Origin of the sequence: Phenylobacterium sp. (genome assembly GCF_035475775.1) — a bacterium.
Lineage (GTDB): Bacteria > Pseudomonadota > Alphaproteobacteria > Caulobacterales > Caulobacteraceae > Phenylobacterium.
Genome location: NZ_DATIMC010000068.1, coordinates 1 through 13,615 on the forward strand (window position 1 = coordinate 1; position 13,615 = coordinate 13,615).

Sequence of the window (13,615 nt, forward strand, 5' to 3'; positions counted from 1 at the left end):
AGCCCAGGCCGCGGCGCGCGAGTGCGGCGAGGAGGCGGGCCTGGTCGTCGAGATCGGGCGCGAGGTGACCCGCGCCGACCACTATTTCGTCAACGAGAAGGACGAGGCGAAGAACACCCGCGGCGTATTCCTCGCGGCGCAGTTCGTGCGCGAGGATCCGGCGCGGAAGATCGAGGACGACCACGCACTCGTCTGGATGGAGCCGCTGGAGGCGCTGCTCCGGCTCGACCGCGAGTCGCACGTCTGGGCGGTCGCCTGCTGGCTGCGGACGCAAGCGCGCGGCTAGGCGCGCTTGCGGCGAGGGGCGGCGACCCGGCGGCTCGCGCGCTTCTGGGAGGTCCTGATCTTGGCCTTGCGCTCGCCGCTCGCGCGCTCCTCGGCGCGGCGCAGCGCATCCGGCCGGTGCTGCTCGCACTCGGTCAGGATCTCGTCCAGCTCCTGGTCGGACAGGTGCTCGATGCCGATGAACTCGTTCTTGGCCGGTGTGTGCGCGCGGATCAGCTCGTCCAGCTTGGCCTGCAGGGCGGCGTTGTCACGGTTCTGGGTGTTCTGGATCAGGAACACCATCAGGAAGGTGACGATGGTGGTCCCGGTGTTGATCACCAGCTGCCAGGTGTCGGAGTAGTGGAACAGCGGCCCGGTGACCGCCCACACCACGACCACGAGGCAGCACAGGAGGAAGGCCGAAGGCCGCCCGGTCCAGCGCGAGGTGGCGCTCGCGGCCTGCGAAAAGGCCTGGCTCAGATTGACCATGTCGGGACAGGTCTCCGGGGTTTGCGAAGCTTTCGCTGAACGGCTAGTCCCAGGCGCAGTTCCGGAGGTCGCCATGGTCGCGTCTGCAGGCCAAGCCAAGATCATCGACGGCAGGGTCTACGCCGAGCGCCTGCAGGCCCAGGTGGCCGCCGAGGTGGGCGGTCTAAGGACCGCGCACGGGCTCACGCCGGGGCTCGCCGTGGTGCTGGTCGGCGACGATCCGGCGAGCCAGATCTATGTCCGCTCCAAGGGCGAGCAGTCGAAGGCCGCGGGCATGCACTCGGCGACCTACCGCCTCCCCGGGCAGACCAGCCAGGCGGAGCTGCTGGCGCTGGTGGCGGCGCTGAATGCGGATCCGGCCATCCACGGCGTCCTGGTGCAGCTGCCGCTTCCCAAGCACATCGACGAACAGGCGGTGATCGCCGCCATCGATCCGGCCAAGGACGTGGACGGGCTCACCATGATCAACGCCGGGCGGCTGGCGAGCGGTCTGCCGGGCCTCTACCCCTGCACGCCCTCCGGCTGCATGGTGCTGCTGCGCGAGACGGTGGGCGACCTGACCGGCCTGCGCGCGGTGGTCGTCGGCCGCTCCATGCTGGTGGGCCGCCCGATCGCCCAGCTGCTGATTCAGGCCGACTGCACGGTGACGGTCGCCCACTCCCGCACGCGAGACCTGCCCGCGGTGTGCCGCGAGGCCGACGTGCTGGTCGCTGCGGTCGGCCGCCCGCGCATGATCCGCGGCGACTGGATCAAGCCGGGCGCGGCGGTGATCGACGTGGGCATCAACCGGGTGCCGTTCGACGATCCTGTGAAGGCGGCGCAGGGCAAGACCAAGGTGGTGGGTGATGTCCACTTCAGGGAAGCCGCGAAGGTCGCGGCGTGGATCACCCCGGCGCCAGGCGGCGTCGGCCCGATGACCGTCGCCGTGCTGCTGCAGAACACCGTCACCGCCGCCAAGCGCGCGATGGGGCTGGAGGCCTAGCTCGCGGGCCGCCGGCCGATGGCGCTCCACAGGACCGGCGACGGAGCGAGGAAGGCCAATTCCATGGCCTCGAGATCGCAATCCAGCTGCTGCGGCCTCACCAAGCCCGCCCGTGTCATGCCCTCGCGCGCCTGCTCCAACGTCAGGCGCTGGAAGCGCGAGAAGATCGTTCCGTCCTGCCACATGAACATGCGGCCCTCGCCGCGCACGTCGGCGAGCCCTCGCGCGCGGAGCATGCCGGTGAGGCGCCGCCCGATCCGCAGGTCCAGGCCGGACCGGGCGAAGAATTCGCGCAGCGCGGCCACGCTCTGCAGCGGCGTCTCAAACGGATTGGCGGTCGCATCCGGGATGGTCGACAGACAGTCGAAGTCCTCGACCACCAGCCATCCGCCGGGCTTGAGCGCCGCGATCAGCCGGTCCAGCACGAGCTCGCGCTCGGTGAGGTGAAATAGCAGCAGGCGCGTATGCACGATGTCGAAGCCCTCCGTGGGCGTGGCGTCGGCCACCACGTCGTGGCGAAGGACTTCGAGGGTGGGGCCGGCCAGCGGCTGCAGGAAGCGGGGGTCGAGGTCGGTGGCGAGCACCCGCCCGCGCGGCCCGACCTCCTCGGCCATCCACCGGGCGATGCTTCCGGTCCCGGCGCCCACCTCCCAGCAGGAGCGTCCCTCGCATATTCCAGCGCGCCGGATCGCATCCTTCGAGCCGGGATCGAATATCTCAGCCAGGAGCCGCAGCCGTTCGCCCGCGCCCTCGGCGGCATTCGGAATGAGGTAGCGGTTGGTGGCGGGCGCGCCCGGTTCTGCGGCGATGGTCATGGCGTATCTCCTGCAAGGTCGTGGCGAAGCTCGACAAGGAAGGCGCTGCTCGCGAGGCCGCTGACGCCAGCCACCGCGGCGACGGCGGCGGCCGAACCGCTCGCGCGCTCGAGGGCGATCGGGCTAGGGTTCCGTGAGGCATTCTCGCCAGCGACATGCGGGCAGTCCTTCAGGTCCGATGAAAAGTTCTGATGAAGCGCTGAAAGCCACTCCGCGGGCCAACCTGGTCTACGAGTTCGCGGGCCTGCGCCTCGATCCGCGCCGCCGCGTGCTGGAACGCGGAGGCCGACCCGTGCCGCTATACGCACGCGCATTCGACGCGCTCGCATTGCTGGTCGACGGAGCCGGGGCGCTGGTCTCCAAGGAGACGATGCTGCAGCAGCTGTGGCCAGGCGTCCTGGTCGAGGAGAACAGCGTCGCGCGCGTGATGTCGGACTTGCGCAAGGCGTTGCGCGAGCAGGCGGCCTGCGTCGCGACCGTGCCGCGGCGCGGCTACCGTCTCGACGCCGAGGTCAGGGCCGCCCGCCGGGCGCGTCAGCCGGAGGTGGAGGGCCGGCGCACGCTCGCGGTGCTGCCTCTCGCGTCTCTCAGCGGCGAGGCGGCCGATCGTCTGCTGGGCTTCGGACTGGCCGATGGCCTGATCACCCGGCTGAGCCAGCTGCGCTCCCTGCTCGTGCGGCCCACGAGCGCGGTGGCGCGCTATGTCGACGCGCCCGCCCCGGCGGCCGTCGGACGCGAACTCAATGCAGAGATCGTCCTCTGCGGCGGGGTGCGTCGATCGGGAGGCCAGGTTCGGGTGAGCCTGCAGCTGGTCGACGTGGCCTCGGAGGCGACGATCTGGGCCGCCAGGTTCGACGAGGCCGAGGCCGCCATCTTCGCCCTCAAGGACTCGCTTTCGGCTCGGGCGGCCGATGCGCTCGCGCTCGAACTCACCCGCAGCGAACGCGAGCAGCTGGCGCGGCGCCCGACCCAGGACGCCGATGCGCACGACCTCTACGTGCGCGGCCGACTTTGCCTCAGCCAACGGGTGGGCGATTCCATCCAGCAGGCGGCGGAGTGCTTCCGCCGCGCCGTCGAACGGGACCCCGGGTTCGCCCTCGCGCACGCCGGCCTGGCGGAGGCCTACACGCTGCTGTCCGTAGCCAGCGCCACCCTGGATCCGCTGCCGCCCCGGGTCATGGCCCCGCTCGCCAAGGCGGCCGCCCAGCAGGCGCTCGAGCTCGACGAGCAGCTGAGCGAAGTCCACGGCATCCTCGGCCACATCGGCTATTGCTATGATTGGGACTTGGCGGGCGCGGAGGCGGCCATCGGCCGCGCGCTCGAGCTCAATCCCAGCAACGCCGGCGCCCGGCAATACCACGCGCTCGGGCTGTCGAGCGTCGGCCGGCACGACGAGGCGCTGGAGCAGATGCGCCTGGCGCGCCTTCTCGACCCCACCAACATGGTGATGAACGCCAACCTCGGCTTCATTCTCTACCGGGCCCGCCGGTATGCGGCGGCGGTCGAACAGCTGCGCAGGACCGTGGCGATCGATCCGGACTCGGCTTACGCCCGGTTCCGCTTCGGCCTGGCGGCGGAGGCGGCCGGCCTGACCGATGAAGCGCTAGCCCAGTACGAGGCGGTGCTGGCCATGCCGATGGCCGACGTGCACGGGCTGGTGGGCAAGGGGCACCTGCTGGCCCGACTGGGCCGCGAACGCGAAGTGCGTGAAATCCTCGACCGGCTGCGAGAGATCGCCGAGACGCGTTACGTATCGGCTTATTATTTCGCCGAGATCCACGCCGGCCTTGGGGAGACGGGCGCGGCCTTCGAGTGGCTGGAGCGGGCGTATGCGGAACGGCCGGTCATGATGATCTCGTTGCGGGCCAATCCGAAGTTCGACGGCCTCCGGGAGGACCCGAGGTTCCACGATCTCGAACGGCGCGTCGGCATCTGGAAGAACAGCTAGCCCGCGGTCTTGTCGTTGGTCCAGGCCACGACTTGGCCCAGCGCATCGTTCACCGCCTTGTCGTAGGCCGCCACGATGGCGCCGACGCGGTTGTCGGCGGCCGGGGCGCGGGCTTCGAACAGCTGGTCGGAGACCACGGTGTGCTCGCGGTCGCGCGTGAGCGTCGCATGCAGCCGCACGAGCACCGTCGGCGGCGCGCCGGCGCCTGCGTCATAACGGGCTTCGAAATCCCGGACGTCGACGCGCAGCACGAAATCCGTGGCGCTGGGCGCGCCGCGCGGCACCAGCCGGACGTGGCCGCCGGCCGCGTCGAAGGTCTCGAACACCGCCTGGTCGAACAGCACCTCGGCGGGCGCGGCCCAGCGCACGTCGGCGATGTAGGCCACCTTGTCGCCGGTCACCGTGAGGATCCGGTCCGCCGCCGCTTCCCGCTGGAACGTCCCGTTCGACCAGAAGACGCCGACCGTGGGCGCGCCGGCCGGCTTGGGGGGGAGCGGGGCGGTCGGCGCCGGATGGGCCGCCTCGAAGCGATAGAGCTGCGCGGGCTTGCTCTTCGGCAGCAGCGAGACGCAGGCGCTGAGCGACAGCGCCGCAAGGGCGATGCTCGCCAGCCGCAGGCGGGCTCCGGCGCTTCTCATGGCTTCACCTTCAGGTCTTCCGAGGGCGGCTTGGCGAGCGTCCCCTGCGGGCTGGCCTCGATCTCGTCGACCAGCCGCTGCAGCGCCTGGGCGGCGGTGCGCATCTGGATCACCGCGGCGGTGATCTGCGGCAGGCCGTTGTTGGCGAAGTCGGCGGTCGGGCCCTGCAGCCGGTCCATGAGCGCGTGCGCCTGGGCGGCGGTGCGCTTGGCCTCCTCGGCCGCGTCGGCGATGTTCTTCAGGCTGCGGCGGCCGTCGGTGTCGAGCATGTTCTGGCTGGTGGACGCCAGGTCCCCGAGCTTCTGGGTGGCGACGTCGAGGTCCTGCAGCGCCTTCTGGGCGTCGGCGATCACCTCCTTGTGGGTGCGTAGCTCTCCAGTCACGGCCTGGGTATCGGAGAGCGCCGTCGAGAAGGTCTTGATGTTCTGGTCCGAGAGCACCCGGTTCACGCGATCGAGGGCCTCGATGGTGCGCGTGAGCACCGTCCCGCCGCCCTGCAGCAGGTCGGAGAGCGCGCTCCTCTGGCTCCTGAGGATCGGGATCGCCCCCTGCGGCACGGTGTTCTTGAGCAGCGGCTTAGTGGCCGTTCCCGCGGTGATCTGGACGTAGTTCACCCCGGTGATCCCGAGCGGCTCCAGGGTGGCGTAGGAATCGGCGCGGATCGGCACGTCGGAGGTGACGCGGGCGCGCGCGATCACCCGGCTGGGGTTGGTGCGGTCGAGGGCGATCTTGGTCACCTCGCCCACCTTGATGCCGTTGAACCGAACCTCGCCGCCCTGGGAGAGCCCGTTGATCGGGCCCTGGAAGAGAATGTCGTAGAGGTCGTACTCGGCGTTGATCCGCAGGCGGGCGAGCCAGACCACGAAGATCACCAGCCCCACGAACAGGACGAGCGTGGAGAGGCCGACCAGGGCGTAGTTGGCGTTCTTTTCCATCAGGCCTCCGTCGTCGCCTCGGCGGCCGCGGCGCGCCCCCGTGGACCCAGGAAATACTCGCGAATCCATGGGTGGTTGGAGGTTTCTAGATCGCGAACCGGCGCCGTGGCGACCACCTTCTTGTCGGCGAGCACCGCGACGCGGTCGGTGATGGCGTAGAGCGTGTCGAGGTCGTGGGTGATCATGAACACCGTCAGGTCGAGGCTGTCGGAGAGATCGCGGATCAGCTCGTCAAAGGCGGCCGCGCCGATCGGGTCGAGCCCGGAGGTGGGCTCGTCGAGGAACAGCAGCTCCGGATCGAGCGCCAGGGCCCTCGCCAGGCCCGCGCGCTTGCGCATGCCGCCGGAGAGCTCCGCGGGCTTCAGCACGCGCGCCTGGGCGGGCAGGCCCACGAGCGCGATCTTCAGGTCGGCCAGGTCGTAGATCTCGCGCCGCGACAGCCTGGTATGTTCGAAGAACGGCGCGGCCACGTTCTCCTGCACGGTGAGGTTGGAGAACAGCGCCCCGCCCTGGAACAGCACGCCCCAGCGGCGCTCGATCGCGCTCCAGCGGCGTTCGGAGACATGGGCGATATCCTGGCCGAACACCTGGATCGTGCCCGCCCGGGGTCGCTTCAGGCCGATGATGGTGTTGAGCAGCACCGACTTGCCGGCGCCCGAACCGCCCACCACGCCCAGCACCTCGCCGCGGTTGAGCGTCAGGTTCAAGCCGTCGTGCACCACGTGATCGCCGAACGCCGAGCGCAGGTTCCTGACCTGCAGGACCGGCCCGTCGCCGTCGAGGGCGGCCTCGTCCGGGTCCTCGGCGGAACTCGGCCCGCTCACAGGTCGAGCTCCATGTACACCAGGGCGAAAGCCGCATCGATCATGATGATCGCGAAAATGGCGTGCACCACCGCGGCGGTGACCCGGCGGCCGAGGGATTCCACGTCGACGCCCACCTCCATGCCTTGGCGGCAGCCGACGCCGGCGATCACCGCGGCCATCACAGGGGCCTTCGACAATCCCACCCAGAAGTGGGTGACGCCGACGTTGTCGAGCATCCGCTGCAGGAAGAACGCCGGCCCCAGCCCCAGCACGCTCCAGGTCACCATCAGCCCGCCGAACAGCCCCGCCAGCACCGCCACGAAGGTGAGCAGGGGGATCGTCACCAGCAGCGCGGCGAAGCGCGGGAAGACCAGCGCCTCGAACGGGTCGACGCCCATCACCTGCATGGCGTCGATCTCCTGGTTCATCTTCATGGCGCCGAGCTCGGCGGCGAAGGCGGAGGCCGATCGCCCGGCCAGCAGGACGGCGGTGATCACGATGCCGAACTCCCGCAGCACCGCGATGCCGATCAGCTCGACGCTGAACACCTCCGCCCCGAACTGGCGAAGCTGGTTGATGCCCAGCAGCGCGATCACCGCGCCGATGAAGAAGGAGGTGACGGCGACGATCGGGATGGCGTCGAGGCCGGCGCGCTCCATCTGCGAGACCACCGCCGCCCAGCGGATGCGCCTGGGATTGACGAGCAGGTTCACCAGGCTGCGGCCCAGGACCACCAGCAGGTGGCCCAGGAAGACCATGGTGTCGAGGCCCTCCAGCGCCAGGTTCACCACGCCCTTGCCGATGCGGATGGTGAGCTCGTGGAACCCGGACGGCGCGGGCGGCGGCGGCGGGCCCGCCTTGGCCGCCTCGGCCACGATGCCGATCAGGCGCAGCGTCTCGGGCCGGGCGCGGACCTTGGCCAGGTCGAAGCCGCTCCCGGCGGCCCGGATCACCGCGAAGGCCCCGGCGGTGTCCAGCCGGCCGACGCCGGTGAAGTCGAGCACGGCCGGCCGCTCGCGCGCCAGCGCGCGTCGCAGCGCCGCGGGGGCGGCGCCCAGGTCGTTGGCCGTCCAGTCGCCGGACAGCGCCACGGCGGGGCCCCTCTCGCCGGGCTCGACCTTGAATTCGGCGGGGCTGTCCATCCCGGCGCGCGGTCTCCGACCATGGGGCGCGCCGCGGGCCCAATCCCCGAGTCGCGGCGTCCCTCGCGGCGAGCCTAGCAGAGCCGGCAGGCGCGCCGAACGTCCTTGTGCCGGGCCCGCCAGACGTCGGCTCCAAGGTCAAGCTCACGCAGGCGTCATCGCTACGGCCAAGCTAGGCCTATATTTGGCCCAAGTCCGCCGGGTATCCATGGGGCGGGCCCGCCGACCGGACCCCAATAAGCCGACCTTTGGAGAGAGTGCGCTTGACCCGACCGATCGAGCTCGCCGGCAAATCCGGCGCCCGCTACCGCTACCTGCCGCTGGAAGAGGAGCGGTTCCTCCCGCCTGCCGGCGCGAATTTCGTGATCGCCGAGCTGACGCCGGAGGGCGCCAAGGTGGTCTATGCCGGCGAAACGGACAATCTGGCCAACCAGAGCTGGCGCCAGGCGCTGGAGCGGGCCCGCAAGACCTACAACGAGGCCAAGGTGCTCACGCGGCTAAACGTCACGCGCGCGGTGCGCGAAGCCGAGCGGATCGACCTGATCGAGCATTACCAGCCGCCCCTGAACGGCAAGGAAAGCCGGGCCTGAGGAGGGCGCTAGCGCGTCGCCAGCACCACGCCCAGCAGCACCGCCGTCCAGTGCGCGCCGGCGGCGGCCACCACGTGACCGTGCCAGATGGCGCGCGCGAATTTCAGGCGCTTGTTGACGTAGAACGCCACGCCGGTGGTGTAGAGCAGCCCGCCCACCCCCAGAAGCAGCAGGGCGACCCAGGTCACGTGGTCCAGCATCGGCTTCATGGCCACCACCACCAGCCAGCCCAGCGCCAGGTAGAGTCCGATCCAGAAGCGGCGGTCGAGGTGCATGAAGACCATCTTGCCGAGCGCGCCGACGCCGGCGATCGACCAGACCGCGGCGGTCATCCCCCACGCCCAGCCGCCGGTCAGGTCGTGGGTGGTGAACGGGGTGTACGAGCCGGCGATCATCAGGAAGATGCCGGCGTGGTCGAGCCGGCGCAGGACCGGCCGGTGCTGCGGCCTGGCGAAGTTGTAGGCCGTCGAGAACGCCAGCATCGCGAGGAGCCCGGCCGCGTAGATCGCGACCCCGACCACCAGGCTGATGGAGCGCGCCTGGATGGCGAGCGCCAGGAGCACGATCCCGCCCACCAGCGCCAGCGTCAGGCCCACGATGTGCACCACCAGGTCGGCGCACTTGGCGGCGGGCGTCGGATAGTGCCGCGCCGGCTTGGGCGCGGCGGCGCTCTGAGGCAGGCGCATGGCGGTTTCGGGCCTGGGAGTCACGCCTCATGAGATGCGAGCCTGAGATCGCCGGCGCAAGTGAATAGACGGTGACAAGCCGGCGCGAACCTCACCATGCTGCGCCCGTGAGCGGCTCGGCGATCGTGATCTTCGGCGCGGCGGTGCGGCCGGACGGACGGCCCTCGCCGACCCTGGCGCGGCGCATCGGCTATGGTTTGGACGCGGCGGCGCTGTGGCCGGACGCGCCGATCCTGTGCTCGGGCGCGGCCGGGCGGGCGGGCCCCAGCGAAGCCTCGGTCATGGCGCGCATCCTGGCGGCCCGCGGTGTGGCGCAGGCCCGCCTGGTGCTGGACGAGGCGAGCCGCGACACCTTGCAGAGCGTGGTGGCCGCCGCCCGCTTCGCCCGCGCGCGCGGCGCCGCGCGCTGCGTGATCTGCTCGGACCGCTACCACCAGCCGAGGATCCGTCTGCTGCTGGGCGCACTCGGCGTTCGGACCGCGCCGGGACCCCTGGCGCCCGGCCGCGGCGGCGCGCCCCTGCGCCATTGGACGCGCATGCGGCTGCGCGAAGGCCTGGCGATCCCCTACGACCTCGCGCTCGTGCTCGCGAAACGCCGAAGCCTGCTCGCGGAATTGGCGGCCGAGGCCGCTTGATCAGACCGGCCGCGGCCGGCCCGGCTTGCCGAGGGCGCATTCCAGCGCCCGGCGGTCCCAGCCTGCGCGATCGGCCGCCGCCTCGTACGTGGACTGGAGGAACTTCATCAGCAGGTCGTCGGGATCCGGCGCGGCCGCCACGGCGTCATAGGGCAGCAGGAACTCCCGCAGGGCGGCGTCGTATCGCGCCTCCGACGGGGCGGCCGCCGCCTCGGCGAAGCCCGCTGGCTCCGGGTAGGCGTAGGCGTAGAACACCGCCTGTTCGCAGCCGGGGCCGCCGGGCCAGAATCCGGCGCTGGCGACCTCGTGCGAGTAGGCTTCCCGCGCCACCTCGTCGGGCAGGTGCGGCACGCCGCCAGGATGCGGCGGCGCCTGCCGTCCGGAAAACCGCGTCACCGCCAGGTCGAAGCTCCCCCAGAAGAAGTGCACGGGGCTCGCCTTGCCGATGAAGCCGGTGCGGAACAGCTTGAGCACCCTGTCGGCCTGCAGGAGAGCCTGGAAGAAGGCGCGGGCCTGGACCGGATCGTAGGGGCGCTGCGCCCGGTCCTGACGGAAGGGCACAGCCTGCGGCATTTCGTTTGGCGCGGCGTGGATGCGGACCCGCACGCCCAGCTCCTGGAGCAGCGCCCGCACGCGGCTGTAGAAGCCGGCGATGCTCGTGGCTTCGAGCGGCAGACCGATCTGAGGCGCATCGCTGCGGATGACCAGCCGCGCGTCCACGAGATCGAACTCCAGCTCCAGCGCCCGCCCGGGCGCATGGATCACCCCGGTCGAGAGTCCGCGCGCCGAGACATAGAACGGGGTGTGCCAGGAGTGATTGAGCCAGGGCGTCAGCGACAGCCGGACCTTGCCGACCACCTGGGTCATCAGGTGCAGCGTCTCGTAGGTGCCCCGCCACTCCGCGTAGGGGAGCGGCGGCCAGGGGGCCTGGCCGTTCATCGCGCGGCTTCCCGGAAGATTGGAGCGCCCCGGAGGTTCAACCCAGGTAGAGATCGGCGCAAGCCTCCACGATCGCGCCCACGTCCAGCCGGTAGTGCCGGTAGAGGTCCGTGAGGTCGCCGACCTGGCCGAACGCATCGAGGCCGAGCGCGCTCACCTTGTGCCCCATGACGCCGCCGAGCCAGGAGAGCGTGGCGGGCGAGCCGTCGACGACGGTGACCAGGCCGGCGTCGGGGGCCAGGGCGCTGAGCAGAGATTCCGCATGGCTCCTGCGCCTGGCGCCGCCGGTCCAGCGATCCCGGCGCGCGGCCATCCAGTCGCGATGCAGGAGCCCCGGCGAGACCACGTTGAGCACGCCCAGGCCCGGGATGTCGCCGGCCAGCTCGTCGGCCGCCTCGAGCACCTCGGGGGCCACCGCGCCGCAGAACACCAGCGCGGCCTCGGCGCCCGGGGCGGGCGGCTGCAGCCAGTAGGCGCCTTTCAGCGCATCGGCGCGCCACAGCTCGTCCGTCCGCCCCGGCTGGCGGATCGATCGCGTGGTGAGCCGCAGGTACACCGATCCGCCGTCCTCCGCCTGCAGGTGCTCGAAGCTCCAGCGCATGACCAGCGCCAGCTCGTCGACGAACGCCGGCTCGAAGTAGGTGAGGTTCGGCTGACCGATGCCGATCAGCGGCGTGTAGATCGACTGGTGGGCCCCGCCTTCCGGCCCGAGCGTCAGTCCCGAGGGGGTCGCCACCAGCATGAAGCGCGCGTCCTGGTAGCAGGCGTAGTTCAGCGCATCGAGGCCGCGGCAGATGAAGGGATCGTAGACCGTCCCGATGGGGATCAGCCGCTCGCCGAACATCGGCGCGGCCAGGCCCAGCGCCGCCAGGTTCAGGAACAGGTTGTGCTCGGCGATGCCGAGTTCGATGTGCTGCCCCGCGCGGCCGCCGGCCCACCGCTGGGGCGAAGGGATCTTGGCCTCGCGGAACACGTCGCGGCTCTCGCGCCGCCGGAACAGGCCGCGCTGGTTGACGAAGCCGCCGAGGTTGGTCGAGACCGTCACGTCCGGCGAGGTGGTGACGATGCGGTCGGCCAGCGGCTCGTGGCCGCGGGCGAGGTCCAGCAGGATGCGGCCGAACGCGGCCTGGGTGGATTGCTCCGCGCCGGCCGGTGCGGCGATCTCCGGCACGGGGATGGCCGCCGCGGCGTAGCGTCGGCTGCGTGGATCGGCGAGCGGCGCGGCGGCGATGAAGGCCGCCAGCGCGCAGGCGTCCTCCTCGGCGAGCCCGGCGAACGGCGCCCATTCCTGGCACTCGGGGATCCCCGTCGAGACCCGCAGCGCCTCGACCTGCGCCGGCGTCATCAGCCCGGCGTGGTTGTCCTTGTGGCCCTGCAGCGGCAGGCCGTAGCCCTTGACGGTGTAGGCGATGAACAGGGTCGGGGTGTCGTCTCTGGCCGCGGCGTCGAAGGCCTCGATCAGGGTTTCCACGCAGTGGCCGCCGAGGCCGATCATCAGCTGGTGCAGCGCCGCATCGTCGAAGCTGCCGACGAGCGCGGCCACGCCTGGCTTGCGGCCGATGTCGCCCATCAGCCGCGCCCGCCACGCCGCCCCGCCCTGGAAGGTCAGCGCCGCGTAGTCGGCGTTCGGGCAGGCCTCGATCCAGGCGCGCAGGGCGCTCCCGCCGGGCCGCGCGAAGGCCCGCTCCTGGGCCTTGCCCCACTTCAGCGTCATCACGCGCCAGCCGGCGGTCTCGAAGATGTCGTCGAAGCGATCGAACATCCGGTCGGCGGTCGTCGCATCCAGGCTCTGGCGGTTGTAGTCGACGATCCACCAGACATTCCGGATGTCGTGCTTGTAGGCCTCGATCAGGCACTCGTAGATGTTGCCCTCGTCGAGCTCGGCGTCGCCCAGGGTGGCGACCATCCGCCCCTCGCGCGCCGGATCGAGCCAGCCGTGCGCCTTCAGGTAGTCCTGGGTGAGCGCCTCGAAGGCGGTGACCGCCACGCCCAGGCCCACCGAGCCGGTGGAAAAGTCGACGTCGTCCTTGTCCTTGGTGCGCGACGGATAGGACTGCGCCCCGCCGAACGCGCGGAAGCGCTCGAGCTGCTCGCGGCTCTGGCGGCCATAGAGATACTGGATGGCGTGGAACACCGGGCTCGCGTGCGGCTTGATCGCCACCCGGTCCTCGGGCCGGAGCGCGTGGAAGTAGAGGGCGGCCAGGATGGTGGTCATCGAGGCGCAGGAGGCCTGGTGGCCGCCGACCTTCATCCCGTCGCGGCTTTCGCGCAGGTGGTTGGCGTTGTGGATGGTCCAGGTGGCGAGCCAGCGCAGGCGGGCCTCGAGCCTCTCGAGGTGCTCGAGCTCACGGTTCGTGGGGGTCGGCGAACGAGCTCTGGACTGCGCAGCTTGGGACATTCGTCCAAGTTACACGGGCTTCGAGGCAAATCCTTGCCTAATCGCCGGAAATCCGAGGCGTCGCGCTCAGGCCCGGAACACGCCGCGGGTGACCAGATCGGCCTGGGTCAGTCCGAACAGGATCAGCAGCCAGGCCACGGCGGCCACGGCCACCAGGCGTGGAAGCCAGCTTTCCTCGCGCAGGTGCATGAAGAACCAGAAGATCAGCCCGGCCTTGGCGAAGGCGATGGCGAGATTGATGGCCGGCTTGAGGGCGCCGAATGGCCCGAAGGTCGCGCCCACGGTCAGGGCCAGGAGCGTCATCAGCGCGGCCCAGACCCCGATCAGCGTCCATGCCTTGCCCGACAT

The 13,615-nt window shown here is 70.9% G+C and carries 15 protein-coding genes; 5 read left to right on the forward strand and 10 right to left on the reverse strand.

Annotation, left to right across the window (positions count from 1 at the left end; genetic code table 11):
- The coding region (locus VLI41_RS08620) for an NUDIX domain-containing protein (protein WP_325267665.1) at positions 1-286 on the forward strand (286 nt) is incomplete at its 5' end.
- On the opposite strand, the gene VLI41_RS08625 is transcribed toward VLI41_RS08620, so the two are convergent.
- Positions 283-753 (reverse strand): low affinity iron permease family protein, encoded by a 471-nt coding sequence (locus tag VLI41_RS08625; RefSeq protein WP_325267666.1) that lies wholly within the window; start codon positions 751-753, stop codon positions 283-285. The genes VLI41_RS08620 and VLI41_RS08625 overlap by 4 nt on opposite strands.
- 73 nt (positions 754-826) lie before the next feature.
- Here VLI41_RS08625 and folD point away from each other — a divergent pair, with 73 nt between their 5' ends.
- Positions 827-1,735, forward strand: a complete 909-nt coding sequence (gene folD / locus VLI41_RS08630; RefSeq protein WP_325267667.1) for a bifunctional methylenetetrahydrofolate dehydrogenase/methenyltetrahydrofolate cyclohydrolase FolD — start codon at positions 827-829, stop codon at positions 1,733-1,735.
- Here the strand turns inward: folD and VLI41_RS08635 are convergent.
- On the reverse strand, positions 1,732-2,550 hold the full coding sequence (locus VLI41_RS08635; protein WP_325267668.1) for a class I SAM-dependent methyltransferase: 819 nt from the start codon (positions 2,548-2,550) through the stop codon (positions 1,732-1,734). The two genes, folD and VLI41_RS08635, sit on opposite strands and share 4 nt — an antisense overlap.
- Before the next feature lie 178 nt (positions 2,551-2,728).
- Here VLI41_RS08635 and VLI41_RS08640 point away from each other — a divergent pair, with 178 nt between their 5' ends.
- Positions 2,729-4,498, forward strand: coding sequence for a TPR end-of-group domain-containing protein (locus VLI41_RS08640; protein ID WP_325267669.1), 1,770 nt, complete (start codon positions 2,729-2,731; stop codon positions 4,496-4,498).
- On the opposite strand, the gene VLI41_RS08645 is transcribed toward VLI41_RS08640, so the two are convergent.
- Genes VLI41_RS08645 through VLI41_RS08660 form a run of 4 tightly spaced genes read right to left on the reverse strand, consistent with a single transcriptional unit; the run spans position 4,495 to position 8,019 of the window.
- Positions 4,495-5,136 (reverse strand): ABC-type transport auxiliary lipoprotein family protein, encoded by a 642-nt coding sequence (locus VLI41_RS08645; RefSeq protein WP_325267670.1) that lies wholly within the window; start codon positions 5,134-5,136, stop codon positions 4,495-4,497. The two genes, VLI41_RS08640 and VLI41_RS08645, sit on opposite strands and share 4 nt — an antisense overlap.
- On the reverse strand, positions 5,133-6,071 hold the full coding sequence (locus VLI41_RS08650; RefSeq protein WP_325267671.1) for an MlaD family protein: 939 nt from the start codon (positions 6,069-6,071) through the stop codon (positions 5,133-5,135). The genes VLI41_RS08645 and VLI41_RS08650 overlap by 4 nt, the downstream gene beginning before the upstream one ends.
- Positions 6,071-6,832: an ABC transporter ATP-binding protein gene (locus VLI41_RS08655; RefSeq protein WP_325267698.1), complete on the reverse strand. Its 762-nt coding sequence runs from the start codon at positions 6,830-6,832 to the stop codon at positions 6,071-6,073. The genes VLI41_RS08650 and VLI41_RS08655 overlap by 1 nt, the downstream gene beginning before the upstream one ends.
- Positions 6,833-6,891: 59 nt before the next feature.
- A complete protein-coding gene (locus VLI41_RS08660) occupies positions 6,892-8,019 on the reverse strand; it encodes an ABC transporter permease (RefSeq protein ID WP_325267672.1) in 1,128 nt (375 codons plus the stop codon).
- A gap of 263 nt (positions 8,020-8,282) precedes the next feature.
- Here VLI41_RS08660 and VLI41_RS08665 point away from each other — a divergent pair, with 263 nt between their 5' ends.
- A complete protein-coding gene (locus tag VLI41_RS08665) occupies positions 8,283-8,609 on the forward strand; it encodes a hypothetical protein (RefSeq protein ID WP_325267673.1) in 327 nt (108 codons plus the stop codon).
- An 8-nt stretch (positions 8,610-8,617) separates the two neighbouring features.
- Here VLI41_RS08665 and trhA read toward each other — a convergent pair whose 3' ends face one another.
- Entirely contained in the window at positions 8,618-9,295 is a 678-nt protein-coding gene (trhA, locus tag VLI41_RS08670; protein WP_325267674.1) for a PAQR family membrane homeostasis protein TrhA, read from the reverse strand.
- A gap of 107 nt (positions 9,296-9,402) precedes the next feature.
- Here trhA and VLI41_RS08675 point away from each other — a divergent pair, with 107 nt between their 5' ends.
- Positions 9,403-9,930 (forward strand): YdcF family protein, encoded by a 528-nt coding sequence (locus VLI41_RS08675; protein ID WP_325267675.1) that lies wholly within the window; start codon positions 9,403-9,405, stop codon positions 9,928-9,930.
- Here the strand turns inward: VLI41_RS08675 and VLI41_RS08680 are convergent, their stop codons facing one another.
- The 3 genes from VLI41_RS08680 to VLI41_RS08690 all read right to left on the reverse strand — a co-directional run bounded on the left by VLI41_RS08680 (position 9,931) and on the right by VLI41_RS08690 (position 13,615).
- Positions 9,931-10,869 carry a DUF5996 family protein gene (locus VLI41_RS08680; RefSeq protein ID WP_325267676.1) on the reverse strand — a complete coding sequence of 313 codons (939 nt, stop codon included), beginning with the start codon at positions 10,867-10,869 and terminating at the stop codon, positions 9,931-9,933. It lies immediately after the preceding gene.
- Between the two features lie 37 nt (positions 10,870-10,906).
- Positions 10,907-13,267: a transketolase gene (locus VLI41_RS08685; protein WP_325267677.1), complete on the reverse strand. Its 2,361-nt coding sequence runs from the start codon at positions 13,265-13,267 to the stop codon at positions 10,907-10,909.
- A gap of 66 nt (positions 13,268-13,333) precedes the next feature.
- Positions 13,334-13,615: a cytochrome C oxidase subunit IV family protein gene (locus tag VLI41_RS08690; RefSeq protein ID WP_325267678.1), complete on the reverse strand. Its 282-nt coding sequence runs from the start codon at positions 13,613-13,615 to the stop codon at positions 13,334-13,336.